The sequence below is a fragment of the Plantactinospora sp. CNZ321 genome (assembly GCF_004217235.1).
Genome location: NZ_SHKQ01000001.1, coordinates 7,277,106 through 7,303,785 on the forward strand (window position 1 = coordinate 7,277,106; position 26,680 = coordinate 7,303,785).

Consider the following 26,680-nt stretch of genomic DNA (forward strand, 5'->3'; position numbering starts at 1 on the left):
GCGCACTCGTCGCGCGCCGCCGAAGGCATGGGCGCCAATGGCTAGGACACCACGTCCTTGCGGGTGAAGCGCCAGAAGGCCAGCCCCCAGAAGACGGTGGCGTAGCAGATCGCCGAGATGGTCCCCTTGACGAGGTCGTCGGTCTGCACCGGGGTGGAGAGCAGGCCGAGCCAGGCCGAGCTGTAGTGCGTCGGCAGGAAGTCCCGGAGCACCCCGAGCGCGGTGATCTGGTCGAGGATGCTGGAGAGGATCCAGAGCAGCACCGCGCCACCGACCGCGCCGAGCGCCGCGTCCGTGGTCACCGAGAGCAGGAACGCCAGACCGGCCACGACCAGCAGTACCACCGCCAGGTAGCCGAGGACGCCGAGCAGCCGCAGCAGCCCCTCCCCGGCCGGGATCTGTGCGGCCACCGTGCTGGACAGCGGCGCCCAGCCGTACCGCAGCGTGCCGGCGAGCAGCGCGGTGCCGGCCAGCAGCAGCAGGGCCAGCAGCGAGTACCCGAGCGCGACCACCAGCTTGACCGCCAGCAGCCGGGCCCGGGGCACCGGTACGGCCAGCAGGTAGCGCAGGCTGCCCCAGCTCGCCTCGCTGGCCACCGTGTCGCCACAGAACAGCGCCACCACCACGACCAGCAGGAACGACGAGGAGACGAGCAGCGCGAAGAGGGTGAAGTTCAGCCCGCCGGTGGTGGCCAGCTCGATCAGGCTGCCGAACTCACCGCCGCCGTTGTCGTCGTCGCCGGATCCCTCGAACTGGAACGCGACCAGGATGATCAGCGGCAGCAGCACCATGAAGCCGAGCGCGAACTGGGTACGCCGCCGCGACGCCTGCCGGCGCCACTCCGCGACGATCGACAACGTGGCCCGGGGCCGGTAACCGGCGGCACCACCGGACGCGTCCGGTGGTGCCGCCGGAGTCTGCGTCGCGGCCATCAGCGGTCCCCGCTTCCCCGAGAGTTCTCGCCGACCAGGGCGAGGAAGGCGTCCTCCAGGCGGCGGCGCGGCACCACCCGGTCCACCCCGACGCCGGCCCGGACCAGTTCGGCCACCACCGCGCTGCGGGCGGTGCCGTTGGTGTCGACCACCAGTGCCCCGTTGGTCTCCGGCAGGACCCGGACACCGTCGAGCCGGTCCAGCACCGCCCGGGCGGCGTCGACGTCGGAGACGTCGAACTGGGTACTCGGCGACTCGCCGACGATCTCCTCCACCGCGCCGGCCGCCACGATCTGCCCCTTGTGTACGACCACCGCGTGCGTACAGGTCTGTTCCACCTCGGCCAGCAGGTGGCTGGAGACGAGCACCGCCCGGCCGTCGGTGGCGTACCGGCGCAGCACCCGGCGCATCTCGGCGATCTGTGGCGGGTCCAGCCCGTCGGTCGGCTCGTCCAGCACCAGCAGTTCGGGCAGGCCCAGCATCGTCTGTGCGATGGCCAGCCGCTGCCGCATGCCGTGGCTGTACTTGCGGGTCCTGCGGTGGATCGAGTCGCCGAGCCCGGCGATCTCCAGCGCCTCCTCGAAGTGCGCGTCCGCCTCGGGGCGCCCGGTGGCCCGCCAGTACGCCCGGAGGTTCTCCAGGCCGGTCAGGTGCGGCAGGAAGCCCGGCCCCTCCACCAGCGCGCCGATCCGGGACAGCACCGGCGAGCCGGGCACCAGCCGGTGTCCGAAGACGTGGATCTCGCCGGTGGTCGGCTGGGTCAGCCCCATCAGTACCCGCAGGGTGGTGGTCTTGCCGGCCCCGTTCGGCCCGAGCAGCCCCACCACCTGCCCCCGGTGCACCTCGAAGTCGATCCGGGAGACCGCGACGAAGCCGTCGGCGTACTCCTTGCGCAGGTCGCGGACGACGAGCGGGATGTCGGCGTACTCGGGATGCACCGAGGTGTCGTGCCGGCGGTGCCGGCGGCGCAGCACGGCGACCAGTACGACGAGCCCGAGCACTATCGCGGCGACCAGGCCGGCGAGCGCCCAGCGCCAGACCACCGCCGGGGTGGCGATCGGCTCGCCGGGCACGGTCGGCAGCGACACCTCGGCGCCGGTCAGCGCGGCCCCGGCCGGCAGCCCGGGTACGCCTCCGGTCGCCGGCCCGGCCAGCGCCACGGTGTAGGTGACCGGCTCGGCCGGGGTGGCGTAGCCCTGGTCGGAGGTGGCGAGCACGATCCGCAGCCGGTGCCCGGCCTCGATCCGGCGCACGATCGCCGGCAGGGTGACCGTGACCGGGGTGGCCGCCGCGACGTCGGTGGGCAGCCCGGTCAGCCGGACCGGCGCGACCAGGCCGTTGGGGAGCGCGGCCGGGCCGTTCGGGTCGACGTCGTAGAGCTTGACGAAGAGCACCGCCTCGCCGGTCGGGGACGCGGCCCGGATGGTGACCGTCGGCGAGCCGACCACGTCGACGGCCCGGGGAAGCGGTGCCGACTCGAACCGGGCGTGCTGGCCGGGCAGGTCTGCGGCGACCCCTTCCAGCAGCGACGAGAAGCCGCTGGCGAACGGCAGCGCGGAGATCGCCGCCGGGTTGCCGGCCGGCGGGTTGGCGATCCGCTGCGCCGGCCCGGTCACCGCGATCGACTCGCCGGCGGTGCCGCCGACGCCCGGGTAGTCGGCGACGGAGAAGCCGGAGGCGACCAGGCCCCGGTCCAGGGCGTCGAAGCCGGCGATCCGGGACCAGGTGAAGCTGGCCGACGGCGCCCCGCCTGCGCCCTTGACGTAGTGCTCCAGCCACTGCGCCATCAGGAAGCGCAGCCGGTCCCGGTCGGTCTGCGGGCCCTCGCCGCCGTCGTGCCCGCCGGTGAACCAGGCGACCCGGACCGGGGTGCCGCCGGCCGCGATGCCCCGGGCGTTGGCGTCCGCCTCGGCCAGCGGGAAGAGGGTGTCGGCCGCGCCCTGGATCAGCAGGGTGGGTGCCTTGATCCGGTCGAGCACGCCGGCCGGGCTGGACCGGCGGAGCAGCTCGACCGCCGCCGGGTCGGCCCGGCCGATGGTGGCGATCCGCAGGTACGCGGCACAGACGTCGGCGGCGAAGCGCCCGCAGGCCGGATCCGCCGGGGTACCGCCCGGAGCCGCGCCCGGCACCGCGCCGAGCACCGGATCCTGGTCGCCGGCCGGACCGTCGGCGTCCTCCGGTCCCGAGTCGCCGGCACCCGAGTCGCCGGCACCGGGTGCGCCGACCGGGCCGGAGCCGAGCCCGCCCGGGCCACTCCCGTTGCCGCCGCTGCCGAAGAAGATCCCGGCCCAGCCCTTCTTGAAGACGCCGTCGACCGGCTCCCGCCCGGTGGACTCGGGCAGGAAGGAGCGGGCCAGGTCGTTCCAGGTGATCATCGGCACGGCGGCGTCGACCCGCTGGTCCTGGGCGGCGAGCAGCAGGGCCAGGGCGCCGCCGTACGAGCCACCGACCACGCCCACCCGGGGGTCACCGGCCGCGTCCTTGCGGACCTCCGGCCGTGCGGCGAGCCAGTCGAGCAGCCGGGACGCGTCGCGTACCTCGTAGTCGGGGTGGTCCAGGTGGATCTGCCCGCCGCTGCGCCCGAATCCCCGGGCGGTGTACGTCAGCACCGCGTAGCCGAGCTCGGCCAGGTCCTCGGCGTCGGACTCGACGGACCGTTTCGTGCCGCCGAAGCCGTGTGCCAGCAGGACCGCCGGTACCGGCCGGGTCGCGCTCGCCCGGTCCGGCAGGTAGAACCTGGTGTCCAGGTCGACCGGCTGGTCGCCACCGGGTCCGGAACGGACAGTGATCATGGAGTCCGTTGTGGAGAAGGGTGGATTCTCCGGCCACACCGCCCAGCCGACCAGCGCGGCCAGCAACACCAGCGCGGTCGATCCGGCGACCATTCGGCGCCGGGTCGGCCGGGCACGGCGCAGCCGCGCCAGCAGTCGGGAAGGCATGGATCACACCGTACGGTGCCGGAGCTGAGCGTTCGCTGAGATCCGCCGTACGGCTGTCCGGCTGGCCCGTTCGGACTCCGTGAGTCATCCTCCTCGTCCCACCAACGGGTATCCGGCGCAGCAACTTCGGATCCTGTGAATTCCGATCTTTCGTGCAGCGTGCCACTAATCAATACATGCGCCTGGGCAACTATGTACGAGGAGTCACAATTTCGGTCACCCGGTGTTACCCGTACCCAAGTGACGCATAACTGACTGCTCGGCCCGGATCGAGCGGGTCCGACGTCCACTAGTTTTCCGGTCCGGTGGACGGGACCGGGCGGCATCCCCACGCCCACTACCCGGATCGACCCCTCGCGCCGATGGAGATGGACTATGACAGTTCCCGCGCAACGGTCCCGGCGCGCGCCGAACCGGACCGGTACGGCGCTGCGAGTACTGCTCGCGATCGCCCTGCTGCTGCCGGCAGGCGTGCTGTTCAGCGCGGCTTGGCGCAGCAACGACGACCGGCTCACCGTCGCCGGACGCGAGCGGCACGGGGTCGAGTACCTGCGTTCCCTGGGACACGTGACGCTGGCCCTGGTCGACGCCCAGTCCGGTGCCGTGGCGGGCCGGGCGGCGGCGGCCGCCGCGCTGCGCAGCGCGGTCGAGCAGACCAGCGGGATCGACGTCCGGTACGGTGCCGAGCTGCGTACCAGCGAACGCTGGGCGGGGCTGCGTGCCAAGATCGAGGCGCTGCCGGACCGCCCGCCGGCCGACCCGCAGGACGCGTGGACGGTCTACACCGAGACCACCGACCTGCTGCTGGCGCTCTACGCCAAGGTGCGGGAGAGTTCCGGCCTGATCCGGGACCCGGAGTCGGACTCCTACCACCTCCAGGACGCGGTCGCCGAGGAACTTCCGGAGGCCCTGGTCGCGGCCGGGCGCCTCGCCGACCGTGCGGTACTCGCGGCGGACCGCTCCGCTGGCGACCGGGCCCGTGCCGCCAGCGAGCTGGCCCTGGGCCGGGCCGCCGTACTCAGCCCGGCGGCCGACCTGGTCGAGAACCTGCGCGCGGCGGTGGAGAACACCGCCAGCCGGACGCTCGGCGGCAACCTGCTCAGCCGGCTCGACGGCTACCAGCGCGCGGTGGAGGACCTGGCCGCGCTCACCCGCGACTCGGCCGCACCCAACCCGATCCAGGTCGGCGCCGCCCGCGCCTCCGCCCAGCTCGCCGGATCCGGCCTGGCCACGATCATCCTGACCGAACTCGACATCCTGCTCCGGGAACGGATCGACGGGCTGACCGGTGAGCGGCGGATCGTGGTCGGCGCGCTGGTGCTGGCCGTACTGCTGGTGCTCGCCCTCGCCGCCCTGTCGGCGCTGGGAACCAGGTTCGGCGGCCGGTCCGCTGGCGCCGGCGAGCCGACCGTGCACGGGCTGCCCCCCGCCGCCGATGCCGAAGGACCGCCGCCGACCGGGTCACCGCTGCCGACCGGGTCACCGCTGCCGACCGGGTCACCGCTGCCGGTCGGGCCGCCGACCAGCGGGCGGCCGCCGCTGCCGGAACGGCGGCCGCGTCGGCCCGAGCCGGCGGACGCCCCGGGCCGACGGTCCCCGCTCGCGGACTGGCAGGATCCGGTACCCGCCGGCCAGGCCGGCCAGTCGACCGCGCCGGAGCGCCAGGCGCCGTGGGGACGTCCCGATGCTCGGTAGGCTCCGGATCCGGGGCCGGCTGGCCCTGCTCGTCATCCTGCCGCTGCTTAGCACCATCGGCCTCGCCGTCCCGGTGCTGGCCGACCGGGTCTCGTCGGCTCGGCGGGCGGCCGACACCGCCGACATCGTGCGCCGGGCCGGCCAGGTCGGCACCCTCCTACAGGACCTCCAGCGGGAGCGGCTGCTCTCCGTCGGCTACCTGCTGAACGTGGTGGACCGCTCCGAACTCGTCCAGCAGGGCGCGCAGGTGGGCGACCGGATCGCCGACCTGCGGGCCGACCTCGGCGGGCAACTGACCAAGGAGATCGACGACGCCATCACCGGCGTCGGGCGCCTCGCCGACCTGCGGACCGGCGTGCTGAGCCGACGGGCCAGGCCGGACCAGGTGATCGGCGGGTTCGGGCAGGTACACACCGCGATGATCACGTCGCTCGGACTGACCCGGTACGCGGACGCGACCACACCCGAGGGTCGCCAACTGATCGCCCTGGACGCGGTGCTCCGCTCCGACGAGGGGATCAGCGCCGCCGCCTGCCTGGTCGTGCTGGTCGCCGCGACGAAGGCCCCGGCCGCCGGCATCGCGTACGTCGGCACCATGGCCAGGCTCGAAGCTCACCTCGCCCGGTTCCGCAGCTTCGCCACACCGGCCCAGAACGAGCTCTACAGCCTCATCGAGCGGGCCACGGCGGCCCGGACCAGCCCGGAGTTCCTCAGTGCCGGCGCCGCCGACCCGACCGAGGCGATCGCCGGGCTGAACCTGGCGGACCTGTTTCCGGCCGCCTCCTCGCTGATCACGCTGGGCCAGTTCATCGAGAAGAAGATCGTCACCGACGTGGTCGCCGAGGTGACCGACCAGCGCCAGCGGGCCATCGCCGGGGCGTACACGGTCGGGCTGCTGGTGCTGTTGATCATTGCGTTGATGATGCTGCTCAGCCTGGCGGTGGCGCGTACCGTCGCCCGGCCGCTGACCCGGCTGACCGTCTCCGCCGACCGGATGGCTCGGGCCGCCGAGGAGGAACTGACCCGGATCGTCGACGACGAGTCCGAGTCGTACCAGCCGATCCGGCTCGACCCGGTGGACGTGGACGGCCGCGACGAGATCGGTGACCTGGCCCGGGCCTTCGAGCGGGTGCAGGCCACCGCCGCCCGGCTGGTGGAGCGGCAGGCCGCCAGCCGGCGGAACGTGGCCCAGATGTTCGGGCACGTCGGGCGGCGTACCCAGAACCTGGTCGGCCGGCAGATCGCCCTGATCGACCGGCTGGAACACCAGGAGACGGACCCGGGCCGGCTCCAGCACCTCTACCGGCTCGACCACGTCTCCAGTCGGCTGCGCCGCAACGCGAGCAGCCTGGTGGTGCTCTCCGGCGGTGCCGGCGGGGACGGGCACGTCGCCCCGCTGCCGCTGGGTGACGTGGTCCGGCTGGCGCTCGGCGAGATCGAGGACTTCACCCGGGTCGACGTGCAGGTCCGGCTCGACGTCGGGGTGGCGCCCGGAGTGATCGGCGACCTGGTGCTGACGCTGGCCGAGCTGATGGAGAACGCCACCGCCTTCTCCCCGCCGCACACCCGGGTCACCGTCCTCGCCGAGGTCATCCCGGGCGGGGTACGCCTCAACCTGGTCGACCACGGCATCGGGATGACCCCGGAGCGGCTGGCCGAGGAGAACGCCCGGCTGACCCGGCGGGAACGGCTGGACCTGGTCCCGACCGAGGTGCTCGGGTTGTTCGTGGTGGGCCGGCTGGCCCGCCGGCACGGCTGGCGGGTCACCCTCTCGGCGACGACGCCCGGCGGCGGGGTCACGGTCGGGGTGGAGATCGACGACCGCCTGCTGGTCACCCGTCACCCGGAACCCGAGGTGCCGACGCCCCGGGCGAGCGCGTCGACACCGCTGCCGGTCCGGCCGGTGCGGGTCACCGAGAGCGGCCCGCCGGTCGGCCGGGCCACCGCCCCGACCGCCACGCCGGCACCGGTCGGGATCGCCATGCCGACCACGGCCGGGACCGGCACGCCGGCACCGGCCACGGCTCGGACTCCCGAGCCGGCACCCGTAAGCCCGGAACCGGCGCCCGCGATGCCCAAGCCGGTGGTCCCGGAACCGGTGCCCGCGACGGCCGAGCCGGTGATACCGGAACCGGTGCCCGCGATGGCCGAGCCGGGGCCGGCGTTCCGGCTGCCCGAACTGATGCCGGTGGCGGCGCCGGCCGGACCGGTCTTCGACGAGGAGTTGATCAAACGCGCCACCCGGTCGCTCAGCTCCGGCCAGCCCTGGAACGCCTTCCTGACCCGCCCGGTGGCCACCGCCCAGCCCGGCACCACCGGAAGCGGAGCGGACCCGGCGGTACGACTGGCCGGCACCGCCCCGGCCGATCCGCCCGGCCGTCCGGACGCGGAAGGAGGTACGGCGTCCTCCGGTGCGCCGACGACGCCTTCCGTCGACAGCAGCCCGGGACCCGCCTCGCCCGGCCCCGGCACCGGGCTGCGCCAGCGGGTCCCGGGCGCCCAACTTCCGAACACCAGCAGCAGGGCCCGCCCCGAACCGACCCCGGCGGACCCGTCCGTCGTCCGGGCGCTGATCGAAGAGTTCGAAGCCGGGGTACGCCGGGCGCAGCGCGAGCAGCAGTCCAGGCAGGTCGGCCGGAACCAGCCGCGCGAGCAGCGGTCCGGGGCAGCCGGCCGGAGCCAGTCCCCGGAGCGGACCGGCGCGGGCCCGGAGGGCGGTAGCGTCAGGGCCGCCGGAGGGTCGGCATCCCGAACCAACGGCACCGCGGCCGCAACCCCCGCCGCCACGGGCGCTCCACCGCCGCGACTCAACCGGCGGGTCCCCGGAGCCAATCTGAGCGTCCCGCCGCCGACCACCCCACTCGGCCAGCCACCGTCCATCGCCATCGCCGCACCGGGCGACCCCGACCAGGTACGTGAGCTGATGATGCAGTTCGAGTCCGGTGTCGCCCGCGCGCTGAGCGAAGTCCGAACAGAAGACCGCCACGAAGAGGGAACCCCACGATGAGCACTCCCTTCATCCGTACCGAGCAGGACCAGCAGGGCACGGGCACCGGCGAACTGAGCCAGGAGGCGCGTACCTTCAACTGGTTGCTGGACTCGTTCACGTCCGGCACGGCCGGCGTACAGGAGGCGATCGCGGTCTCCTCGGACGGACTGCTGATGGCCATGTCGTCGATCAAGGACCGGTCGAACGCGGAACGACTGGCCGCGGTGGTCTCCGGGATGACCAGCCTGGCCAGCGGCGCCGCGAACTGGTACACGCTGGGCGCGCTCAACCGGGTGGTGGTGGACATGACCGACGGTTACCTGCTGGTCAGCGCGATCAGCAGCGGCTCGGTCCTCGGGGTGGTCGCCGACCGGTCGGCCAACCTCGGCACCGTCGCCTACGAGATGACCCTGTTCGCCGGTCGGGCCGGAGGCGCGCTCACCCCTCGGCTGATCGTCGAACTGAAGAACTCCGTCCAGTCGTGACCGTGGGTGCCGCGGTGGGTGCGGCCCGCCGCGCCGTACCCCCCGTGCGGAGTGGGGAACCGGCATGACCGAGCGGAGCGAGGTGCCGGAGCCGGACGCCGAGCCGGAGCCGGACGTACTGCCGGCGGTCCGGATCCGTCCCTACCTCCAGGCAGTACTGCCGGAGGACGCGGCCGAGCCGGAGGCCGACACCGGGGAGTTGCCGACCGTGCCGCCGGTGCCGCTCGGGCTGCGCCCGTTCGTGCTGACCTCCGGGCGGGTCTGCGGGGCCGACCCGGCGATCGGGCTGGAGACCCAGGTGACGGCCAGGATCGACGCTTCGCCCTGGACCAACCCGGTCGACCGGCTCTCCTCGGAACTCCAGGAAATCGTCGCGCTGTGCGCCGAGCCGATGTCCGTGGCGGAGATCTCCGCGCGGCTCCGGATGCATCTCGGCGTCACCAAGATCCTGGTCGGTGACCTGCGGGCCGCCGGCCACCTCGACGTGCACGTCTGTCCCGTCGAGGATGCCCACGACCCCGACCTCATTATGCGAGTGATCGATGGACTTCGTGCGATCTCCTGACTGGCCCGCCTCGCCGACCGGCCCCCTGGCGAACAGCGCACCCGGCCGCTACGGAAGCCCGGCCGGACACGGTGTCGGGGGCGGTCGAACGCTTCCCGCCGGGTACGCCCCGCCCGCCCGTCCCGTGCCGCCCCGGCATGCCCGGGAGACCGGCACCGACCCGGCCGGGGCGCCCCGACCCGAACAGCGGCGTGGCAGCGCACCACCGATCCCGGTGAAGATCCTGATCGCCGGCGGTTTCGGGGTCGGCAAGACCACCACGGTCGGCGCCATCTCGGAGATCGCGCCGCTGACCACCGAGGCGGAGATGACCACCGCCGGGATCGGCGTCGACGACCCGGGAATCCGCTCCGAGAAGACCACCACGACCGTGGCGATGGACTTCGGCTGCGTCACCATCGACCGCAGTCTCAAGCTCTACCTCTTCGGCACGCCCGGGCAGTCCCGGTTCGGCTTCATGTGGGACGACCTGGCCCGGGGTGCGCTCGGGGCGCTGGTGGTGGTGGACTCCTCCCGGCTCGACGACTGCTATCCCGCGATCGACTACTTCGAGCGGGCCCGGCTACCCTTCGTCGTCGCGGTGAACGCGTTCGACGGCCAGATCGCACACGACCTGACGGCGATCCGCTGGGCGCTGGCGATCGGGGAACACGTGCCATTGGTCCAGTTTGACGCCCGAGATCGACTTTCGGTACGCGATGCCTTACTGATCGTGCTGGATCGGGCTCTGGATCGAGCGATCCGGGAGCGGGAGACTTAGCCCGCGACGGGTCGGCCGCCACGGATCGGCGGTTGGCCGGGAAGGGTGACACGATGAGGGGCGAACTGGACGACGCACTGGCACGGATGGAGCGCCGGGAGGCGCTGCAACGACGGCGGGCCCAGGAGGCGGCGGCCCGGGCCGGGTCACCGGTCGAGGAGGTGACCGACGCGGTCCAGCGGGTCGTCGCGCAGCATCCGAACGTGGCGGTCACGATGTGGGTCGCCGACGGGCCGAAGATCTCGGCGATGCACGTCGCCTGGTCGGACGGGGTGGTCACCGTACGCCCCGCCGCCGAGCCGGCGTTGCCGACCGCCGGAGAGCCACCGCGCTCCTGGCCGATGTCGGTGCGGACGGTGCCGAACTGGGCCGATCCGGAGGATCCACCGGCGCCGGACGCCGCCGCCCGGCTCGCCGACCTGATCCGCCGGGACCCGTCCCTGCTCGGCCCCGACGACCACGGCTGATTCCCGGCGGGCGGAGGACATCCTCCGGGTTTCGGCGAATCTGCCTCCCGTCTCCCGGTCGGTCCCGTCCTCGGCGGGCGATGGAGTCGGACATTCTGCATTGGTGGATGTGTATGCGATCGATACCATCCTCGCCATGCGTGCCCGCCGCGTCACCGCCGTCTCCGTCCTCGCCGCGCTGCTCAGCCTGCTTGCCGTCGGCGTCGCCCGGGCCGACGACCCGCCGAGGCTGACCACCCCCGGCGTTCCGGTCGTGCTGGCCAACGAGCCGCACGCCCTCACCCTGACCTGGGCGCCCGCGACCTGGGCCGGCGACCCGACCGGCGAGGACCCGATCACCTACGAGGTACGGGTGCTGATCGGCACGAACGTCTACCGCAGCCTCGGCCGCACCGGCAACACCACGTTCACGGTGACCGACCTGGCGCCCGGCACCGAGTACCGGATCGCCATCGGCGCCTACGCGACCAACGCCTACTCCGACAACTCACCCGAGATCACCATCCGCACCGCGTACGGCCGGGCGAAGGTCAGTTACCTGAACCTGGACTGGGCCCCGACGAACAACCAGATCCACTACGCCCTCCAGATCGTCAACACCGGCAACGAGCCGCTCGACCTCAACTACGTCCGGGTGCGCTACCACCTGACCTTCGAGGGCGGCAACACCGACCTGGTGGGCAGGTGCGACTGGGCGGCGCTCGGCTGCGACCGGATCCGGCACACCCTGCAGTACTTCCCGCCGCCCGGGCCGCCACCGCCGCCGCCCGGTGGGCCGAGCGGCGCGCCGACGCCGACCCCGACCGTGTTCCCCCCGCCGGGTACCCCGATTCCCGGTTGGGTGGAGCTGACCATCCCCGGTGCGGTGCTCGCCCCCGGCGCCTCGTCCGGCCCGATCTACCTGCGCTTCCACCGGCTGAGCTGGGCTGCCATCGACGAGCGCGACGACCGGAGCTGGCGGGCCGCCACCGGCGCATGGATCGAGAACGGCCGAATCACCCTCGACGTCGACGGGGTACGCGAGTTCGGCGACACGTCCTCCTGAACGGCGCGGACGCCAGGTGGATTCCGGTCCGGCTCGCTCCCGGCCGGTACTCTCGGCCGGTGACTGGTCCGGATCTCACGCTCACCGCCAGCCTGCGGCCGGCCGCGCTGGACGCCCGCCGGGGCATCGTCCGGCTACATCCGGAGGTACTGACCGCGCTGGACCTGCACCCCGGCGCCCCGGTACGCCTCACCGGGCGCCGGACCACCGCCGGGATCGTGGCCCGGGCGGAGCCGTCGGCGAGCCGCGCCCTGCTCTACGCCGACGACCTGGTCCTCGGGAACCTCGGGGTACGCGACGGCAGCCAGGTCACCGTCACGCCGATCGCGGTGGTGGCGGCCCGCCGGGTGGTGCTGACCGGCCCGCCGGAGATCGTCGCCGTCGTCTCGCCGGAGATGCTCCGCCTCGCGCTGCTCGGCAAGATGGTCACCGCCGGCGACGACGTCTCCCTGCTGCCCCAGGACGTGCTCCCGGACGCCGCGGTGCGGACCCTGGTCGAGGCGGCCCGGCGCAGCCTGGCGAACACCGTCGGCTACGCCTGGACCAGCACCCTGTTGACGGTCGCCTCGGCGGAGTCCGCGGACGGGTCGGCCACCGGCGACGGCGGGCCGGACTCGGTGCTGGTGACCATGGACAGTGTGGTCGGCTGGCGGGACGGCCACGCCACGCACGGCACGACCACGGCCGAGCCGCGGGCGGTCACCGGCGGCCGGAGTCCGCGGGCGGCGACCGGGCCGGCGCCCGATCCGGCGCCGGGCCTGGACGAGCTGCCCGGGCTGCGGGCCCAGGCGGAGGAGTTGACCGAACTCCTGGACCTCGGCTTCCACCACCACGAGGTGCTGGGTCGGCTGGGCACGACGGTCTCGCTCGGCGTACTGCTGACCGGCCCGGCCGGGTCCGGCAAGTCGGCGCTGGTCCGGGCGGTCTCCCGGAAGGTGGGCGCCCGGTTCGCCGCGATCTGGGCGCCCGAGGTCGCCGCGCTGACCAACGACGCCGCCGCCCGGCGGCTGCGCGAGGCCGTCGCCTCGGTCCGGGGCACGCCCCCCGCGGTGCTGCTGGTCTCCGACGTCGAGGCGCTGGCGTCGCGCGACACACCCGGACCGGTGGGTACGGTCTTCCGGCAACTGCTCGCCGAGACGGTACGCGCCGGTGCCGCCGTGGTCTGCACGACCAGCCGGCCGGAGTCGGTGGATCCCGCCCTGCGCTCCCCCGACCTGCTCTCGCTGGAGATCGCGATTCCGCTGCCGGACGCGGCGCTGCGCCGGGAGCAGTTGACGGTGCTGACCCGGGGCATGCCGCTGGCCGAGGACGTCCGGCTGGACGAGGTGGCCGCCCGTACGCCCGGGTTCGTCGCCGCCGACCTGGCCGCGCTGACCCGGGAGGCCGGGGTACGCGCCGCGCTGCGCCAGAAGGAGGCGGACGCCCCGACGGTGGCGATGGCGGACTTCTCCGCGGCGCTGGAGGTGGTCCGACCGACCTCGATGGCCGAGTCCTCGGTGCTGGAGCTGGCCAATGTGACCCTGGACGACGTCGGCGACATGGCCGAGGTCAAGGAGGTGCTGACCGAGTCGGTGCTCTGGCCGCTGAACTATCCGGACACCTTCGCCCGGCTCGGCGTGCAGCCGCCGCGCGGCGTACTGCTCTACGGCCCGCCGGGCTGCGGCAAGACATTCCTGGTCAGCGCGCTTGCCGGTACCGGGCGGGCGAACGTGCTCTCGGTGAAGGGCGCGGAGCTGCTCTCGAAGTGGGTGGGTGAGAGCGAACGGGCGGTCCGGGAGCTGTTCCGCCGGGCCCGGGAGGCGGCGCCGACCCTGGTCTTCCTGGACGAGGTCGACGCGCTGGCCCCGCTACGCGGCCAGGCCACCGACGGCGGCACCACCGACCGGGTGGTGGCGGCGCTGCTCACCGAGTTGGACGGGGTGGAGCCGCTGCGCAACGTGGTGGTGGTCGGCGCGACGAACCGGCCGGACCTGGTGGACCCGGCACTGCTGCGGCCGGGCCGGCTGGAACGGCTGGTATATGTGCCGCCGCCGGACGCCGCCGCGCGGGCCGAGATCCTGCGGGCGGCGGCCCGGTCGGTGCCGCTGGCCGACGAGGTGGAGTTGGCGTCGCTGGCCGAGGAGTTGGACGGCTTCTCCGCAGCGGACTGTGCGGCGCTGGTCCGGGAGGCGGCGCTGGCCGCGATGCGGGAGTCGCTGGAGGCGAGCACGGTGCACGCCGGGCACGTGGCGGCGGCCCGGGCCCGGGTCCGGCCGTCGCTGGATCCGGGCCAGGTCGCCTGGCTGGCCGCGTACGCCGCGCAGCGGTGAGCAGGGGGCCGGCCCGGTGGTACGCACCGGCCGGCCGCCGAACGCCGTCAGGACTCGAACGCCGTCAGGACTCGAACGCCGTCAGGACTCGAACGTCCGCAGCCAGTCGGCGACCGGGCGTACACAGCCGTTCGACGCCTGCTCGTCGGGGCAGTAGCCGTTGTTCCAGGACCAGAGCCACAGCACACCGAGCAGGATCACGAAGAAGGCGTGCATCCGGGCCGCGCGGGCGAAGGCCGGTGCGGCCAGTCCGGACAGCCGAGTCAGCCCGATCGCCAACTCCCCCACCAGGTCGCCGTAGCCGTAGGCCGCTCCCGGGGGCGAGCCGCCGGTACGTCGGTAGAGGTAGGAGACCAGCAGGTCCGGCAGGAGCAGAACGGCGCCGACCGCGACGGTCAGGACACCGAGCGCGCGTCCGACGAGCCGTCCCAGCCAGGGCAGTACCCGGCGCACCAGCAGTAGCAGGCCGCCGATCACCAGCACGACGAGCAGGGGGAGCCAGAGCACTCCGCGGGCCGCTCCGGGAAGTACCGGAACGTCCCGGATCCATCCCGCCAGCCCGTCGAGGGCGCCCATCGGAAACCCTCGGGACCCGCTCACGGTTCCTCCCCGTCGCCGCTCGCCGGCGGCGCGGCCCCGTCGTTCCGCTCCGGCGCGCTGGACAGCTCGCCGGCGATCCGGTTCGACATCGACTGGCCGCCGCCCTGCGAAATCATCCCCTTGAAGCGTTCGACCACCGCCTGCACGGCGCTGTCCATCTCACCGAGCCGGATCTGGTCCCCGTCCATGATCACCTTGAGTGCCTCCACGGCCAGCTTCTGATCCTGGTCATAGAGCGACATCATGAATTTGGCGGCCTCGGTCGCCTTCGTCGGATCCTGGGCCACGATGCTGCCGGCGAGCGCCGCGCCGCCACCGGAGAGCAGCCGCTCGTGGAACGCCGCCCGCTCCTGGTGCCGGGCCAGTTCGGCGTCCTGGTTCAGCTTGGTCAGGACGATACGGTCCGTCTCGGTACGCATCGCGAGCTGCTGCCGCAATGTCTGGATCTCCAGATCCTTGGCAAGCTGCCCCTGCTCGGCGTTGATGGTCAGCTCGACGCGCAGGTCGGTGATGCGCAACCCGTTCGCGAGGTCGGTCGGTGCCTCCGCCAACATCGACCTGATCGCCCGTTCGGCCGCCTCGGGCTGCATGGCGGTGAACTTGCGGGTGACGGCGCGCAGCGGATCCATCAGGTACCGCCGGCAGTCGGCGATCGGGTCTGAGACCTGCTCGCGGACCACACTCACCGGATCGGAGACGGCGAACGAGAACCGCACCGCCGCGTCGAAGAAGAGCGTGTCACCGGCGCACGGAAGCGTGCAGGTGAAGTACGCCGGCTGTGGCGACGTGTAGATCACGTAGACCGCTCGCGGCCCGCGCCACCACACGTCCCCGGTGGTGTAGGGATGGGCCGGCGCCACCAGTTGACCGCTGGACATCTGGAACACGAGCCGGGTACCCGGCTCGGCGATCGGCCGCCGTTGGAACGGCAGACGGCGGAGTTCCTTTCGTTCGAGGACGGGGCCACGAATCACCACACACCAACCCTTCGGCTCAGTAGGTTCAGCAATCTGGCCGCCAGGTCCGGCGCCAACGGCTGGGGATCGCGCCACCGGTTGGCGTGCGCGGTCAGCAGTCGCCGCTGCCGGTCGGTGCCCGCGGCCTCCATCAGCAGGCCCACCAGGACTGGACGAAGCACCGGGGCTTCCTCGGCCGCCTGGGCCCACCTGCGCAGTACGTTGTGAACGGCAGTGTCGACACCGGGGGCGACCAGAGCCCGCCCCCAGAGCCGGGCGACGATCCGGCCCGCCTCGGACCAGCCCTCGGCCAGCGGGACGGCATCGTCCGAAGATGTCACCGGTTGCCCACCGTCGCTGGCCAGCCATAGCAGGGTCGGCCAGGCCACGTCGCCGTCCGGGGTCCTCTGGTTGGTCCAGAGCGTGGCCGCGACCTCGAGAAACCCCACCACACCCGCGTAGAGGCGGCCCGAGCGACGCTCCACCGACCACGCGTCGAGCAGCCGGAGCAGTTCGGTCTGCCGGTCGAGCGTCGCCTCGGCCATCAGCTCCGCGATGCTGTCCCCGATGGCGAGCTGGACGGCCGTCTCGGCGCCCTCCGCCAACTCGGCGAGATGCTCGTCGGGGCCGCCGTCGAGTACGGCGCCGACGCTCGCGCCCAGCGCCCGGGCTGCCGTCAGCCGCAGCGCGAGACTGTCCCGGTCCGCCCAGTCCAGGACGAGCCGGATGACCCGGCTGGCCGTCGCCGGCTCCCGGGCCGGCAACGCGAGGGCGGCAACCGCCCATTCCCGCTCGTTCCCCCGGCCGCTGCCGGCCCACGGCGTCACGATGTCCCGGCGGATGGTGTCGAAGGCGAACTGGCTCAGGTAGCCGATCGCGGTCGCCGCGCGGATCCCGACCGCGCCCTCCACGTCGTCGGCGATGCTCCTCAGCCAGTCCAGCAACAGCCTCCGGTCGTAGTAGTGCTCGTGCCAGAGGTGGTGGAGCAGCCGGCGCGGGTAGCTCGGGTCGACGAACGAGACGACCTCCAGCTCCGCCCAGCCGTACCGGGTGCGCCGTACCTCGTCGCCGATCCGGGCCCGGGCCGTCTGGAGCCGGCTGCGCCGGGTCTGCCGCGACCGTGGCGGTGCCGGTCCGTTGCCGGCCTCGTCCTCCCGCCACGCCTGTTCGAGCAGCGTGGCGGCCCGGGAGACCGCGTCGAAGGACATCCGGTCCAGTACGGCGATCGCGACGACCAGCGCACGCTCGTCGAACGTGGCGAGTTCGTCGTACCAGTCCTCGACGTCCCGGCGGGAACGGTCCTCGAACCGCGCCATGGCCTCCGCCACCGTGCCCGTACCGCCGGCCGCCTCCGCGAGGTCCTTCGCCAGTTCCACGAGCTGCGGCGCGTCGAACGACTCCGGCGCGATGTCGGCCAGCCGGGTACCGACATGCTCCTCCGCCAGCAACCGCTCTGCCTCGTTGTCCGAGCCAAGCAGCTCCGCCAGGTGGCTGGTGACCAGCTCCAGTGCCGCAGGCGGTGCGGCGATCTTCCGGGCCAGCCGGTCGACCGCGTGGTCAGGGGTGCGCGCCGAGTCGTCGACGATCACCACGAGCTTGCCGCGGCGCCGGGTCAGCCGCTCCTCCAGCATCGGCAGTTCGCGGGCATGTAGGGTGCCGAGCTGGTGCGTGGTCAGTCGTTCGATGACGAAGCCGCACCCCTCGGGCAGGTCCTCGATCGGCAGCGCGGAGAGCGCGTCGGCGAACCGCAGCTCGTGCACGGTCTCCATGTCGGAGAGCAGCCGGACGGCAGTCGTGGTGCTGCCCCAGCGCCGCCGCGCCCTGATCAGCAGTACCGGGCTGCCGTCCAGGGCGTCAGCGAGGTCGTCGAACCCGTCCGGCAGGACGTACACCCGGGCGGTGCCGGCGACGAAGCCGGCGGTGAAGGTGCTGAGTACGGCCCTGGACCGGTCCGCGCCGGACCGGCTGTCCCCGCCGGTGACCGGGCCGCTGAAGGTGTGCCCGTCGCCGACCACGATGACGCCGGAGGAGCGGCTTCCGAAGGAGTTGAGCGCCGCCGCCAGAGTTTTCCGGATCTCCTGCTGCTGCCAGGTCCGCTCCTCGTCGCCAGCCCCGTCGCCCGGCGACCGCGCGGCCGACCTGGCACCGCCGAGGCTCGCGGCGAACCCGTCGGCCGTGTCGCCGGAGGACCTCGCGTCCGGTCCGGATCCGTCGGCCGGGCCGGCGGCGGGAGGGCCGGGCGACGGACTGTCCCAGGCCGGCGCCCCGGACGCCTTGCCGGAGACGTCCGGGGCGGTCTGTGGAGGTCTCGCGAAACGGTCGGCCTTCTCAGGCATGGCTGTCACCGCCGGTGATCGGGCCGTTGAAGACCTGACCGTCGCCGGTGATGCGTACGGCGCTGTACCGGCCACCGGGCGGTGGCGCCGGAACGCCCTGGCTCGTCTCCGGGGTGGCGACGGATGCGGGGGCGGATCCGTTTCCCGAGCCCGAACCGGCGCGCGGCACGATCCTGGCCAGTTCGTCGACCAGTCGTTGGAGGTCGACCAGCAGGTTGCGGGTGTGCAACGGCAGGAACTGCCGGCGGGCCAGCCGCCTGATATCGGCGGGCAGTTCCTCCTCGGTCGGCATCCGCCCCCCGTCCAGCAGCACGGGGATGACCCGGATGTCCCGCTCGAGCGCCCGTCGGATCTCCCGGCGAACGTAGTCCTTCGGATCGTCGATCCGGCGATTGCCGGAGTCGTCGGTCAGTTGGAGCCAGCGGGGACCGATAAGCGCGAGCAACACGACGCTGCGCTTCAGGTGGTACCAGATCTCGGGCGGAAACTCGAGGCCCGGTTCGAGCGAACGAGAATCCCGGAAGACACGATCGTCACCGAATTCCCTCCGCAGCCGCTCGTCGATCACTGGTGCAGCGAATGTCTCATCACCGGTTCGATAGTTGATGAAAATCCCGGTCATCGGGTCGCCTTCCGGCCGAAGCGGTCGGGTACGTCGTGCCTATTGCCGAGGGATGAAAAGCGACTGCGCGCCGTCATGCACGATTAGCGGACCGGCGCCTTCCGCCACAGTTCAGACTGTCAGTGCGGCAAGGGACTGGCAATATGTTGTCCTCGCCCTTGCGGTCGGACAACAGCAAACGAGCGGTAGTCGGCGTGGCCGGGACGGGCCGCCCACAAACTGGTCGGCCAGTGGGCACCAATTCCGACGTATTACGGCAGGTAGTCTGAAGGTGGCTTACTGTCGCTACGAAGGACGTCCAGAAGAAGCGGCATGACCTCCCGGACCACCTTTTCGGTACGCCAGCGACGCAACGTTCGGCTGAGGTGCCGCAGGTCGTGCCGCACCGTCGCCGAGTCGACAGTCGACGCCTGGTCGAGCACCGATCGGACGACCTCGCAGGCCCGCTCCAACTCCCCGCTGCTGGCGAGCGCGAGCGCGAGGCGGGCGCCGTACCGGGACCGGGTCCGGTGCATGGTGGCGGGCAGCCGGTCGAGTTCGGCGCCGAGGATTTCGGCGGACTCCGCCGGTCGGCCGAGGTCGAACAGGCACCACCCGGTCGCGAAGGCGACCGGGTCCCGCATGGTGATGCTGCCCAGCGCCGGTTCGGCACTCGTCTCGCCCGTGGCGTCGGTCACCAGCGTCACCGCCCGGTCGAGCGCCCGGCGACAGGCCCGCTCGTCACCGGCCAGGGCGTACCCCTGCGCGGCACGCTGGGCGGCGAAAGCCGCGACCCGACTGCTGGACGCCCGCTGCTCCGCCTGCTCGGCGAGCGCCACCACCGAGCGGGAGTCGTCCCGGTAGAGCGCCAGTTCCGCCCGGCGGACCAGGGCGTAGGCGGGGAGTTCGTGGTCTCCACCGGTCACGGCGAGTTCCACGGCGCGCTGGGTCCACCACCACGACGCAGCTTCGTCGCCCTGCTCCTGCGCCATCCAGCCGGTGTACTCCGCGAATCTGGCCGCCAGGCGCAACGTGGACGTCCGGGTCTCGCCCCGGGCTTCGGCGGCGAGCGTACGAACGCTGTTGGTGGCCCCGACCAACATATGGATCATGGTCGACGGATCCACCCCCTGGCCGAGCAGGCGCATCTGGTCGAGCCAGCTACGGAAGGTCGGCAGGGCGTACTCCGCCGCCTCCGGTCGCCCCCCTGTCGGGATAATTGCCCAACTCATCATCGAGGCGGCTGCGGTCAACACCGTACGCCGGTCGAAAGCTCTGAATTCGCCACTGCCGTCCGCGTTCATCCGCATCACCCAGACCTCGCTCGGAGTCGCTGTCTCCGGCGGCGGATCGTACGACGGTGCGTCGACCAAACGGGCGAGGGACCCACCGGCATTCAGTTCCTGATCGCATCGGCGCGCCAGGTCCACACTCGGCCGCTTGGCGCCGGATTCAATCTTGCTCAGGTGGCTCTTGCTGTAGTTGATCCGTCCGGCCAACTTCGTGAGGCTGACTCCCTCTCCGGTTCGCCGCCGGCGGAGTTCTCCGGCAAACGTTATCGGACCGGGTACCTCGCTCACCATGGCCACCACCGCGTTTCCATTGTCCGGCCGGAAAGGACGTGGACAACACTAACCGGCGACCACAAATGTCGCAGTCCCCAAACGCAATGTGCGTTCACATCAGCCTTGTGGATCTCCGCTACTGTGGTGACACCCCGACCGGTGCGCCAGGTGGGCGTGCCGGCATCTTCCAGGAGGCGCACTTGGCGCACGAGGACGAACTCCGGCTACGCCACCTCGCCGACGTGCAGGCGGCGGTCGCCCGGATGTCCCAGCATTCGTTCGTCATCCGCGGCTGGTCGGTCACGCTGGTGTCCATCGTCTTCACCGTGCTCGGCACTCAGGGGCAGAACCTTCGCCTGCTGGCGGTGGTGGCGTTGGCACCCGCAGTGATCTTCTGGGGACTGGACGCCTACTATCTGCGCCAGGAACGCCTCTTCCGGCGGCTGCACGCGGCGGTCGCCCGCCGGCTCCTCGACGGCGCGGACGCACCCGACGTACGACCGCTGGACATGGTCGTGGCGCGGTACCACGACGAGGTGCCGGGATTCTGGCGTACCGTCGTCACCCTGCACGTGCTGGCGATCCCGGCGACCCTGATCGTGCTCACCCTGGGCTACACGCTGCTGCTCGACTGACCGGCGGACACCCGGCTCACCAGGCGCCGGCCACGTCCTCGTTGACACCGAGCCGGATCTCCGCCCGGACCGCCGTGCCGTCACCGCAGAGCACCGCGCCGCACCGCGTCAACAGGTTCACCGCCGGCACGTTGTCCGGTTGGGTCTCGGCCACCACCCGTCGGGCGCCGGCCTCGATCGCCTCGGCGAGCAACAGCCGCAGTGCGATCAGTCCGACCCCCTGCCCCCGGGTGGACTTACCGAGCCACATCCCGGTCTCCAGCGTGCCCGGCTCGGCGTGCCGAGCCAGCCGGGCCATCCCCACCACGTCGCCGTCCTGGACGATCGCGTACATGAGGTTGCCGGTCGGCCCGTCCAGGCCACCGAAGTTGGCCCGGTGGAACTCCCGGAACGCCTCTCGCCGGGCCTGCGACCAGCCGGCGGGCGCCTCGACCGGCGGCATCACCTCGTCCGGCTCGGTCTCGGCCACCGCCACCGACAGCAGCGGTTCGAGATTCTGCTCGTCTACCGGCGTCAGCCGGATCTCACGGGTCACGATCTAGATGCTTCTCGCCGCCTCGCCGCCGCGTCCACCGGTTTACCAGACCCGCGCCGTTCGGGCCATCCCGACCCGACCGGGTGACCCCCTCACCGACTGGCTGGTCGTGCCGCCCCCGACACCGGCCGGCCGACCCCGATTAATCCGGCCATCAAGGCCGAAAGCGGGGGTCGGCGGACGATCGGGGACGACCCGTCAGGACGCGCCGATCACCGCCGCCACCACCGCCGGCAGCGGGTACGGGCGCTCGGTCGGGAGAAGCGCGGCTGCCCCGTCCCGATCACCGGCCCGCAGGCGGGTCCGGATCGCCCGCGCGGTGTCGGTGACGTCGCGCAGGCCGACGATCCACTCGTCGACATACCGGACAACGGCCGGGCCGGTCAACCCCACCTGGAGGGACCGGTGCGGCAGCGGTGCCAGCTCCAGGGAGCGCTCCGGATCCCACTGCACGCGTACCGGGCTCGTCCTCAGGAGCGCGGCCCAGTCCGCCCGGCTCGGGTACCGGTCCGGGTCGTGGTGGCTCAGGCAGGCGCGGCCCAGCGCCCACTCGAAGCCCTCCCGGGTGATCTCGACCGCGAGTACCCGCTCCTGACCGGGCTTCTCCGCCCAGCCGCAGCGGTACATCATCCACCGGAAGGACGGCTTGACCCAGGTCATCCGCTCCCGCTTGAACGGGGCCACGAACCGGCCGGCGACCAGCGCCGGCTCGGCGATCGACGGCGGGTACGCCTGGTAGACCGTGATCGTCTCGTCGGTGAAGCCGGCCCGGACCTGCCGCTGCGGAATCGACACGACGCCGATCGTCGCCGTACCCGAGACTCACCGCCACCCGGTTTCCACCCGGCACCCGCCGCCGGACCCGGACCGCCCGGGGCCAGCGCGACGCCGAGCCGGTGCCCCTGCCGAGCCGGTGCCCCTGCCGGGCCGGCGCTCAGTCCTCGAACTCGCAGAGCACGGCGGTCGCGTCGTCGTGCCGCTTGAAGCCGCTGCGACGCTGGCCGTCGCCGGCCTCGACCAGCCGGACCCGGCGGATCAGCTCGCCCGGCCCGGCCGCACTGAGCAGGTCGAGTAGCCCACGCCAGTCGAAGAGCCCGAACTGCTCGACCGCGACCGAGGCGCCGTCGGTGAGCAGCGCGGCCCGGCGGACCCGTTCCGGGCCGCGCAACGACAGGCTGCCGGCGACCGCGTGGTACGCCGCGTCCGGGTTGGCGGCAGCCACCCAGTAACCGTGCGATTGGTTCATCTGCTCCCGCTGCAACGCCACCGCCCGGCGGAACCGGGTCGCCCGGTCCGCCTCGCCGCCGACCCGGGCCAGATTCGCCTTCTGCCGCAGGTCGGCCATTGCCGTCCGGAGCCGCTCGTCCGAGATCACCTGGACCCGCGCGCCGAGGTCGAGCACCAGTGGGCTGTCACAGAGCACCAGGTAGTCGACGTGATCGCCGCCGTGCCGCAACAGGCAGACGGTCGCCGACGGGGTACCGGGATGGTCGAGGTCGCAGGCGCCCTCGTGGTCGGCGCGTACCGCCAGGATCGCGGCGGCGAGGTTCCCGGTCAGCGCGGCGGCGGGCCGGTCCGCGGCGGCCAGCCCGAGCCGCGCCGCGAGCCGTCGGACGTACCAGGCCGGTCCGTGTACGCAGCCGGTGTCGAAGCCCTCCGGCACCGTCGCCCCGTCGAGTACGCCGACCAGGTTCCCGTACCGGAAGACGTGGTCCTCGTTTTCCGGCCGCCCCGGGGCGGGTGCCGAGGCGGATCGGACGCGCATCATCGGTGCGGCTCCGGCTGCTTTCGACCAGGCGGTGTCATCGGCGGCTCCCCCAGCGCTTCCACGGCGGTTCCTCACCATGTCTACCGCGAATCGTCAGCCGGTCCAGCCGGAATCGACGCCGTCGCCGAGCGGTTCCGGTGCCGGTAGCGGGCCGCCGCTTGCCGATGCCGGTGCCCTCGGCGAACTCGGCCGACCGGAGCAACCACGGCCGGGGCGGGTCAGGGAACCCGCTCGCGGTCCCGGCACCGGAACGCATCCAAGCAACTCGCCAACCAGCGGCGATTACCGACGGTAGCGTCGGTGGTGGGTTCGACGTGAGGGGGCGGCAGAATGTTGGAACACCTGCACCGGATGGGCCTGCGGGCCGAACACATGTACATGGCGGGGGCGGCCAGCATCGGGCTGTCGTTCCTGAGCTGGATGCTGTCGAAGCAGATGGAGAATGCCGGGATCGACCGGGCCGACCGGTGGGGCATCTTCATCGGCGAGTGGGCGCCGACCTTCATCGCACTCGGCAACGGGCTGCGCACGTACGAGAAGTGACCGCTACCGGGCGAAGCGCGGTCAGCGGCGGCGATTGCGGCTGCGGGCCGCGCGCAGCCGGCGGAGTCGGGCGACCAGCATCGGCTCGGCCTCCAGCGCGGCGGGATTGTCCAGCAGTCCGTTGAGGACCTGGTAATACCGGGTGGCGGAGAGGTCGAACGCGTCCCGGATCGCCTGCTCCTTGGCGCCGGCATGCTTCCACCAACGCCGTTCGAAGGCGAGGATCTCGCGCTCCCGCTCGGAGAGCGCCGGGTCGGCCGGCGGCGCCGGGGCGGGAATCCCGGGTGCCTCCGCCGACTCGGCACCGGGCGCGGACCGTGGCTGCGGGACGTGCGCGGCCTCGGCGGGTCCGCTGGCCTCGGCGGGCCTGCTCGCCTCGGCGGGCCTGCTCGCCTCGGCGGGCCTGCTCGCCTCGGCGCGCCCGACAGCGTCTTCATTCCCCGCAGCCTCGGCGTGTCCGGTGATGTCGGCGCGCCCGACAGCGTCGGCGTCTCCGATGGTGTCGTCCGCCTCGTCGTCGGCCGGAGCAGAGGCGTTCCGCATGGTGCTCCTCCGGGAGTAGACACGGCCCGACCTGGAACTCACCAGCCTACCGACGCCCGGCCAGGACCGCACCGCTCGGCGCGGCGACGACCGTCACCCCGGAGGACCCGGCCCGGACGCAGTGCCGAGGACCATGCCCGGACGCGGTGCCGAGGACCATGCCCGGACGCGGTGCCGGGTTCCGCCTCGCCACCGCCCCCGGCGACCGCCGGGGGCGGCGCCCCCCGGCCGCCGCCCCCGACCCCCGTCACCCGGCCCCCGGACCGTGGCAGGTCAGGTGATGTCCCGCCGCCGCATCGACCAGATCGCCCCGCCCAGCACGACCACCAGCGCGACGGCGAGCAGGACCGAGGAGTTCTGCCAGGTGATGTCCTTGGTCAAGGGTTGACAGTCACCGGTGTACGACACCTGGCAGGCGTCCCAGTCCTGCAACGTCACCTTCTTGTCCATCCAGGCCAGCAGGTACGTCGGCAGCAGCCAGCTCTCGATGAACTTGACCTTGGCCATCGCCATGACGACCCCGAGGCCGAACTGCCCGACCACCATCACCCCGAGCACCCCGCCGAGGGCCAGCGCGGTGTGCCGGCCGAGCGAGGCGAGGCCGAAGCCGAGCACCCCGGCCACCAGGATCAGGGTGAGCCCGCGCAGCCCGGTCAGGCCGATCGACTGCCAGGTCCCGGAGGTCATGCCCGTGGTGCTGCCCCGGAGGCTGCCGGTCGCCCAGAACGCCGCCGTCCAGAGCGCGCCGGTCAGCACGGCCACCCCGAAGAGCGCGGAGAGCAGCGCGCCCAGCTTGGTCAGGAGTACCCGGATCCGCTGTGGTCGCCAGAGCAGCAGGTTCATCATTCCGCCGGTGCTCCACTCGGCGCCGACGAACGAGGCACCCCCGACGAACGCCACCAGCGCGAGTACGGCGGTGAGCGTGGTGATGGTCCTGGGAAACTCCTCCCGGAAGTCGAAGCTGGCCGGCAGGTGCCAGTCGGACTGGAACGCCTCCCGGGGCGGCGGCTGGATGACCGCGCAGTCCTCGGGGAAGTTCTCCGCGGCGGCGTTTCCGGCCCCCTTCGCCCGCTCGCACGCCTGCCGGTGCTGCTCGGTCATCGCGATGCTCTGCTGGTAGTCCCGCTCCGCGGCACGTTCCGCCTCGGCGATCTGGGCCGGCCCGATCTTCTGGTTGGTGAGGAACATCCCGACCGCGACGGCAACCAGCACGAGCAGCCCGGCCAGGGTCAGGTAGCGGATGAACCGCCGCTTGGCGAGCCGGCGCAGTTCCGTGGTGTAGAGGTTCACACCCCCCACCCCCCGTTCCCCCTGGCGTCGGTCGCGGCGCTCGGATCGTCGACCACCACGGACTGGTCCACCTGACGGTGCTGGCCCGGCACCGGCGCGGTGGCGGTCAGCTCCAGGAAGACGCTCTCCAGGTCGACGGTGACCGGGGCCAGCTCGCTGACGTAGAGGTTGGCGGCGGCGAGCGTACGGGTGACGGTGGCGGGTTTGTCCACCTCGTACACCAGCAGATGGTCGTCGTGCGGGCTGACCCGGGCACCCGCCCGGCGCAGCAGGTCGGCGGCGGCCGGCAGGTCGGTCACCGCCTCCAGCCGGACCCGCAGCCCGCCGCCGGAGTGCTCGGCCAGCACCTCGGCGACCGGACCGGCGGCGACCCGGCGCCCCAGCGAGATGATGGTGACCGAGTCGCAGATCAGCTGCACCTCGCCGAGAATGTGGCTGGAGACCACCACCGTCATGCCGGAGGCGGCGAGGTCGCGCATCAGGCTGCGCATCTCCCGGATGCCGCCCGGGTCGAGGCCGTTTGCCGGCTCGTCGAGGATCAGCAGCTTCGGCTTCTTCAGCAGGGCGGAGGCGACCGCGAGCCGCTGCTTCATGCCCAGCGAGTAGGTCTTGACCCGGTCCTTGGCCCGCTCCCGCAGCCCGACCAGCTCAAGCACCTCCATCACCCGGATCTGCGGCACGCCGCCGGCCCCGGCCAGCAGCGAGAGGGTGTCCCTGGCGGAGAAGTGCGGAAAGAACTGCGGGCTCTCGACGATCGCGCCGACCTGTCCGGCGACCGACGGCAGCGCGGCCGGCACCTCCTGGCCGAGGATCGCCATCCGGCCCCCGTTGGGCCGGATCAACCCGAGCAGCGTACGCAGGGTGGTCGTCTTCCCAGAGCCGTTGGGGCCGAGGAACCCGTGCACCTGGCCCGCCTCGACCCGCATGTCGAAGCCGTCCAACGCCTGCCGGGTCCCCCGGCGTCTGCTCCGGTAGGTCTTGCGCAGACCTTCGATCTCCAGTACGGCAGCCATCTCGGCCTCTCTGCTCTGTCCGCTGTCGGCTCTGTCCGCTGTCGGCGACACCGTACCACCGCTTTGCACGCTACCGCGTTATACACGCTACCTTCGCTGGCGATGGTCG

Annotated in this window: 23 protein-coding genes; 10 read left to right on the top strand and 13 right to left on the bottom strand. The window is 72.6% G+C overall.

Features of this window, described 5'->3' with window-relative positions; all coding sequences use genetic code 11:
- Nucleotides 1-41 precede the first annotated feature (41 nt).
- On the bottom strand, nucleotides 42-932 hold the full coding sequence (locus EV371_RS31640; RefSeq protein WP_130465284.1) for an ABC transporter permease subunit: 891 nt from the start codon (nucleotides 930-932) through the stop codon (nucleotides 42-44).
- Nucleotides 932-3,871, bottom strand: coding sequence for an alpha/beta fold hydrolase (locus tag EV371_RS31645; RefSeq protein ID WP_130465285.1), 2,940 nt, complete (start codon nucleotides 3,869-3,871; stop codon nucleotides 932-934). The genes EV371_RS31640 and EV371_RS31645 overlap by 1 nt, the downstream gene beginning before the upstream one ends.
- Nucleotides 3,872-4,246: 375 nt before the next feature.
- Here EV371_RS31645 and EV371_RS31650 point away from each other — a divergent pair, with 375 nt between their 5' ends.
- From EV371_RS31650 to EV371_RS31685, 8 genes are all read left to right on the top strand, one after another.
- On the top strand, nucleotides 4,247-5,566 hold the full coding sequence (locus tag EV371_RS31650) for a YML083C domain-containing protein (protein ID WP_130465286.1): 1,320 nt from the start codon (nucleotides 4,247-4,249) through the stop codon (nucleotides 5,564-5,566).
- A complete protein-coding gene (locus EV371_RS31655) occupies nucleotides 5,556-8,573 on the top strand; it encodes a sensor histidine kinase (protein WP_130465287.1) in 3,018 nt (1,005 codons plus the stop codon). Before EV371_RS31650 ends, EV371_RS31655 begins: the two co-directional genes overlap by 11 nt.
- Nucleotides 8,570-9,040, top strand: a complete 471-nt coding sequence (locus EV371_RS31660) for a roadblock/LC7 domain-containing protein (RefSeq protein WP_130465288.1) — start codon at nucleotides 8,570-8,572, stop codon at nucleotides 9,038-9,040. Before EV371_RS31655 ends, EV371_RS31660 begins: the two co-directional genes overlap by 4 nt.
- A 64-nt stretch (nucleotides 9,041-9,104) precedes the next feature.
- Nucleotides 9,105-9,605, top strand: a complete 501-nt coding sequence (locus tag EV371_RS31665; RefSeq protein WP_130465289.1) for a DUF742 domain-containing protein — start codon at nucleotides 9,105-9,107, stop codon at nucleotides 9,603-9,605.
- A complete protein-coding gene (locus EV371_RS31670; protein WP_207230661.1) occupies nucleotides 9,583-10,365 on the top strand; it encodes an ATP/GTP-binding protein in 783 nt (260 codons plus the stop codon). The genes EV371_RS31665 and EV371_RS31670 overlap by 23 nt, the downstream gene beginning before the upstream one ends.
- Nucleotides 10,366-10,418: 53 nt before the next feature.
- Complete coding sequence (locus EV371_RS31675) at nucleotides 10,419-10,832, top strand: hypothetical protein (RefSeq protein ID WP_130465290.1); 414 nt, start codon at nucleotides 10,419-10,421, stop codon at nucleotides 10,830-10,832.
- 136 nt (nucleotides 10,833-10,968) lie between these two features.
- Entirely contained in the window at nucleotides 10,969-11,877 is a 909-nt protein-coding gene (locus tag EV371_RS31680) for a cellulose binding domain-containing protein (RefSeq protein ID WP_130465291.1), read from the top strand.
- Between the two features lie 59 nt (nucleotides 11,878-11,936).
- Complete coding sequence (locus EV371_RS31685) at nucleotides 11,937-14,186, top strand: AAA family ATPase (RefSeq protein ID WP_130465292.1); 2,250 nt, start codon at nucleotides 11,937-11,939, stop codon at nucleotides 14,184-14,186.
- Between the two features lie 81 nt (nucleotides 14,187-14,267).
- On the opposite strand, the gene EV371_RS31690 is transcribed toward EV371_RS31685, so the two are convergent.
- The 5 genes from EV371_RS31690 to EV371_RS31710 form a co-directional block, all read right to left on the bottom strand.
- Nucleotides 14,268-14,786: a hypothetical protein gene (locus EV371_RS31690; protein ID WP_130465293.1), complete on the bottom strand. Its 519-nt coding sequence runs from the start codon at nucleotides 14,784-14,786 to the stop codon at nucleotides 14,268-14,270.
- A complete protein-coding gene (locus EV371_RS31695; protein WP_130465294.1) occupies nucleotides 14,783-15,760 on the bottom strand; it encodes a hypothetical protein in 978 nt (325 codons plus the stop codon). Before EV371_RS31695 ends, EV371_RS31690 begins: the two co-directional genes overlap by 4 nt.
- On the bottom strand, nucleotides 15,757-18,078 hold the full coding sequence (locus EV371_RS31700; protein ID WP_130465295.1) for a hypothetical protein: 2,322 nt from the start codon (nucleotides 18,076-18,078) through the stop codon (nucleotides 15,757-15,759). Before EV371_RS31700 ends, EV371_RS31695 begins: the two co-directional genes overlap by 4 nt.
- Nucleotides 18,071-18,700, bottom strand: coding sequence for a toll/interleukin-1 receptor domain-containing protein (locus EV371_RS31705; RefSeq protein ID WP_130465296.1), 630 nt, complete (start codon nucleotides 18,698-18,700; stop codon nucleotides 18,071-18,073). Before EV371_RS31705 ends, EV371_RS31700 begins: the two co-directional genes overlap by 8 nt.
- A gap of 251 nt (nucleotides 18,701-18,951) precedes the next feature.
- Nucleotides 18,952-20,262, bottom strand: a complete 1,311-nt coding sequence (locus EV371_RS31710; protein ID WP_130466357.1) for a helix-turn-helix domain-containing protein — start codon at nucleotides 20,260-20,262, stop codon at nucleotides 18,952-18,954.
- Nucleotides 20,263-20,444: 182 nt separating this feature from the next.
- On the opposite strand from EV371_RS31710, the gene EV371_RS31715 reads away from it, so the two are divergent.
- Complete coding sequence (locus EV371_RS31715; protein WP_130465297.1) at nucleotides 20,445-20,879, top strand: hypothetical protein; 435 nt, start codon at nucleotides 20,445-20,447, stop codon at nucleotides 20,877-20,879.
- A gap of 16 nt (nucleotides 20,880-20,895) precedes the next feature.
- On the opposite strand, the gene EV371_RS31720 is transcribed toward EV371_RS31715, so the two are convergent.
- The 3 genes from EV371_RS31720 to EV371_RS31730 all read right to left on the bottom strand — a co-directional run bounded on the left by EV371_RS31720 (nucleotide 20,896) and on the right by EV371_RS31730 (nucleotide 23,182).
- Complete coding sequence (locus tag EV371_RS31720; protein ID WP_130465298.1) at nucleotides 20,896-21,414, bottom strand: GNAT family N-acetyltransferase; 519 nt, start codon at nucleotides 21,412-21,414, stop codon at nucleotides 20,896-20,898.
- A gap of 198 nt (nucleotides 21,415-21,612) precedes the next feature.
- The gene (locus tag EV371_RS31725; protein ID WP_130465299.1) at nucleotides 21,613-22,209 is read right to left on the bottom strand and encodes a DUF4291 family protein; all 597 of its coding nucleotides are present in this window, start codon (nucleotides 22,207-22,209) and stop codon (nucleotides 21,613-21,615) included.
- A gap of 139 nt (nucleotides 22,210-22,348) precedes the next feature.
- Complete coding sequence (locus tag EV371_RS31730; protein WP_349338866.1) at nucleotides 22,349-23,182, bottom strand: hypothetical protein; 834 nt, start codon at nucleotides 23,180-23,182, stop codon at nucleotides 22,349-22,351.
- A 330-nt stretch (nucleotides 23,183-23,512) separates the two neighbouring features.
- Here EV371_RS31730 and EV371_RS31735 point away from each other — a divergent pair, with 330 nt between their 5' ends.
- A complete protein-coding gene (locus tag EV371_RS31735; protein WP_101369286.1) occupies nucleotides 23,513-23,725 on the top strand; it encodes a hypothetical protein in 213 nt (70 codons plus the stop codon).
- A gap of 21 nt (nucleotides 23,726-23,746) precedes the next feature.
- Here EV371_RS31735 and EV371_RS31740 read toward each other — a convergent pair whose 3' ends face one another.
- The 3 genes from EV371_RS31740 to EV371_RS31750 form a co-directional block, all read right to left on the bottom strand.
- Nucleotides 23,747-24,268, bottom strand: a complete 522-nt coding sequence (locus EV371_RS31740; RefSeq protein WP_130465300.1) for a DUF3263 domain-containing protein — start codon at nucleotides 24,266-24,268, stop codon at nucleotides 23,747-23,749.
- 273 nt (nucleotides 24,269-24,541) lie between these two features.
- Complete coding sequence (locus EV371_RS31745) at nucleotides 24,542-25,558, bottom strand: ABC transporter permease subunit (protein WP_130465301.1); 1,017 nt, start codon at nucleotides 25,556-25,558, stop codon at nucleotides 24,542-24,544.
- Complete coding sequence (locus EV371_RS31750) at nucleotides 25,555-26,571, bottom strand: ATP-binding cassette domain-containing protein (RefSeq protein ID WP_130465302.1); 1,017 nt, start codon at nucleotides 26,569-26,571, stop codon at nucleotides 25,555-25,557. Before EV371_RS31750 ends, EV371_RS31745 begins: the two co-directional genes overlap by 4 nt.
- Nucleotides 26,572-26,680 lie beyond the last annotated feature (109 nt).

What these genes read in the sequence shown, in the direction of transcription:
- EV371_RS31640 (WP_130465284.1), bottom strand. Translation starts at nt 932, where the DNA reads ATGGCCGCGACGCAGACTCCGGCGGCACCACCGGACGCGTCCGGTGGT.
- EV371_RS31645 (WP_130465285.1), bottom strand. Translation starts at nt 3,871, where the DNA reads ATGCCTTCCCGACTGCTGGCGCGGCTGCGCCGTGCCCGGCCGACCCGG.
- EV371_RS31650 (WP_130465286.1), top strand. Translation starts at nt 4,247, where the DNA reads ATGACAGTTCCCGCGCAACGGTCCCGGCGCGCGCCGAACCGGACCGGT.
- EV371_RS31655 (WP_130465287.1), top strand. Translation starts at nt 5,556, where the DNA reads ATGCTCGGTAGGCTCCGGATCCGGGGCCGGCTGGCCCTGCTCGTCATC.
- EV371_RS31660 (WP_130465288.1), top strand. Translation starts at nt 8,570, where the DNA reads ATGAGCACTCCCTTCATCCGTACCGAGCAGGACCAGCAGGGCACGGGC.
- EV371_RS31665 (WP_130465289.1), top strand. Translation starts at nt 9,105, where the DNA reads ATGACCGAGCGGAGCGAGGTGCCGGAGCCGGACGCCGAGCCGGAGCCG.
- EV371_RS31670 (WP_207230661.1), top strand. Translation starts at nt 9,583, where the DNA reads ATGGACTTCGTGCGATCTCCTGACTGGCCCGCCTCGCCGACCGGCCCC.
- EV371_RS31675 (WP_130465290.1), top strand. Translation starts at nt 10,419, where the DNA reads ATGAGGGGCGAACTGGACGACGCACTGGCACGGATGGAGCGCCGGGAG.
- EV371_RS31680 (WP_130465291.1), top strand. Translation starts at nt 10,969, where the DNA reads ATGCGTGCCCGCCGCGTCACCGCCGTCTCCGTCCTCGCCGCGCTGCTC.
- EV371_RS31700 (WP_130465295.1), bottom strand. Translation starts at nt 18,078, where the DNA reads ATGCCTGAGAAGGCCGACCGTTTCGCGAGACCTCCACAGACCGCCCCG.
- EV371_RS31705 (WP_130465296.1), bottom strand. Translation starts at nt 18,700, where the DNA reads ATGACCGGGATTTTCATCAACTATCGAACCGGTGATGAGACATTCGCT.
- EV371_RS31710 (WP_130466357.1), bottom strand. Translation starts at nt 20,262, where the DNA reads ATGGTGAGCGAGGTACCCGGTCCGATAACGTTTGCCGGAGAACTCCGC.
- EV371_RS31730 (WP_349338866.1), bottom strand. Translation starts at nt 23,182, where the DNA reads ATGATGCGCGTCCGATCCGCCTCGGCACCCGCCCCGGGGCGGCCGGAA.
- EV371_RS31735 (WP_101369286.1), top strand. Translation starts at nt 23,513, where the DNA reads ATGTTGGAACACCTGCACCGGATGGGCCTGCGGGCCGAACACATGTAC.
- EV371_RS31740 (WP_130465300.1), bottom strand. Translation starts at nt 24,268, where the DNA reads ATGCGGAACGCCTCTGCTCCGGCCGACGACGAGGCGGACGACACCATC.
- EV371_RS31750 (WP_130465302.1), bottom strand. Translation starts at nt 26,571, where the DNA reads ATGGCTGCCGTACTGGAGATCGAAGGTCTGCGCAAGACCTACCGGAGC.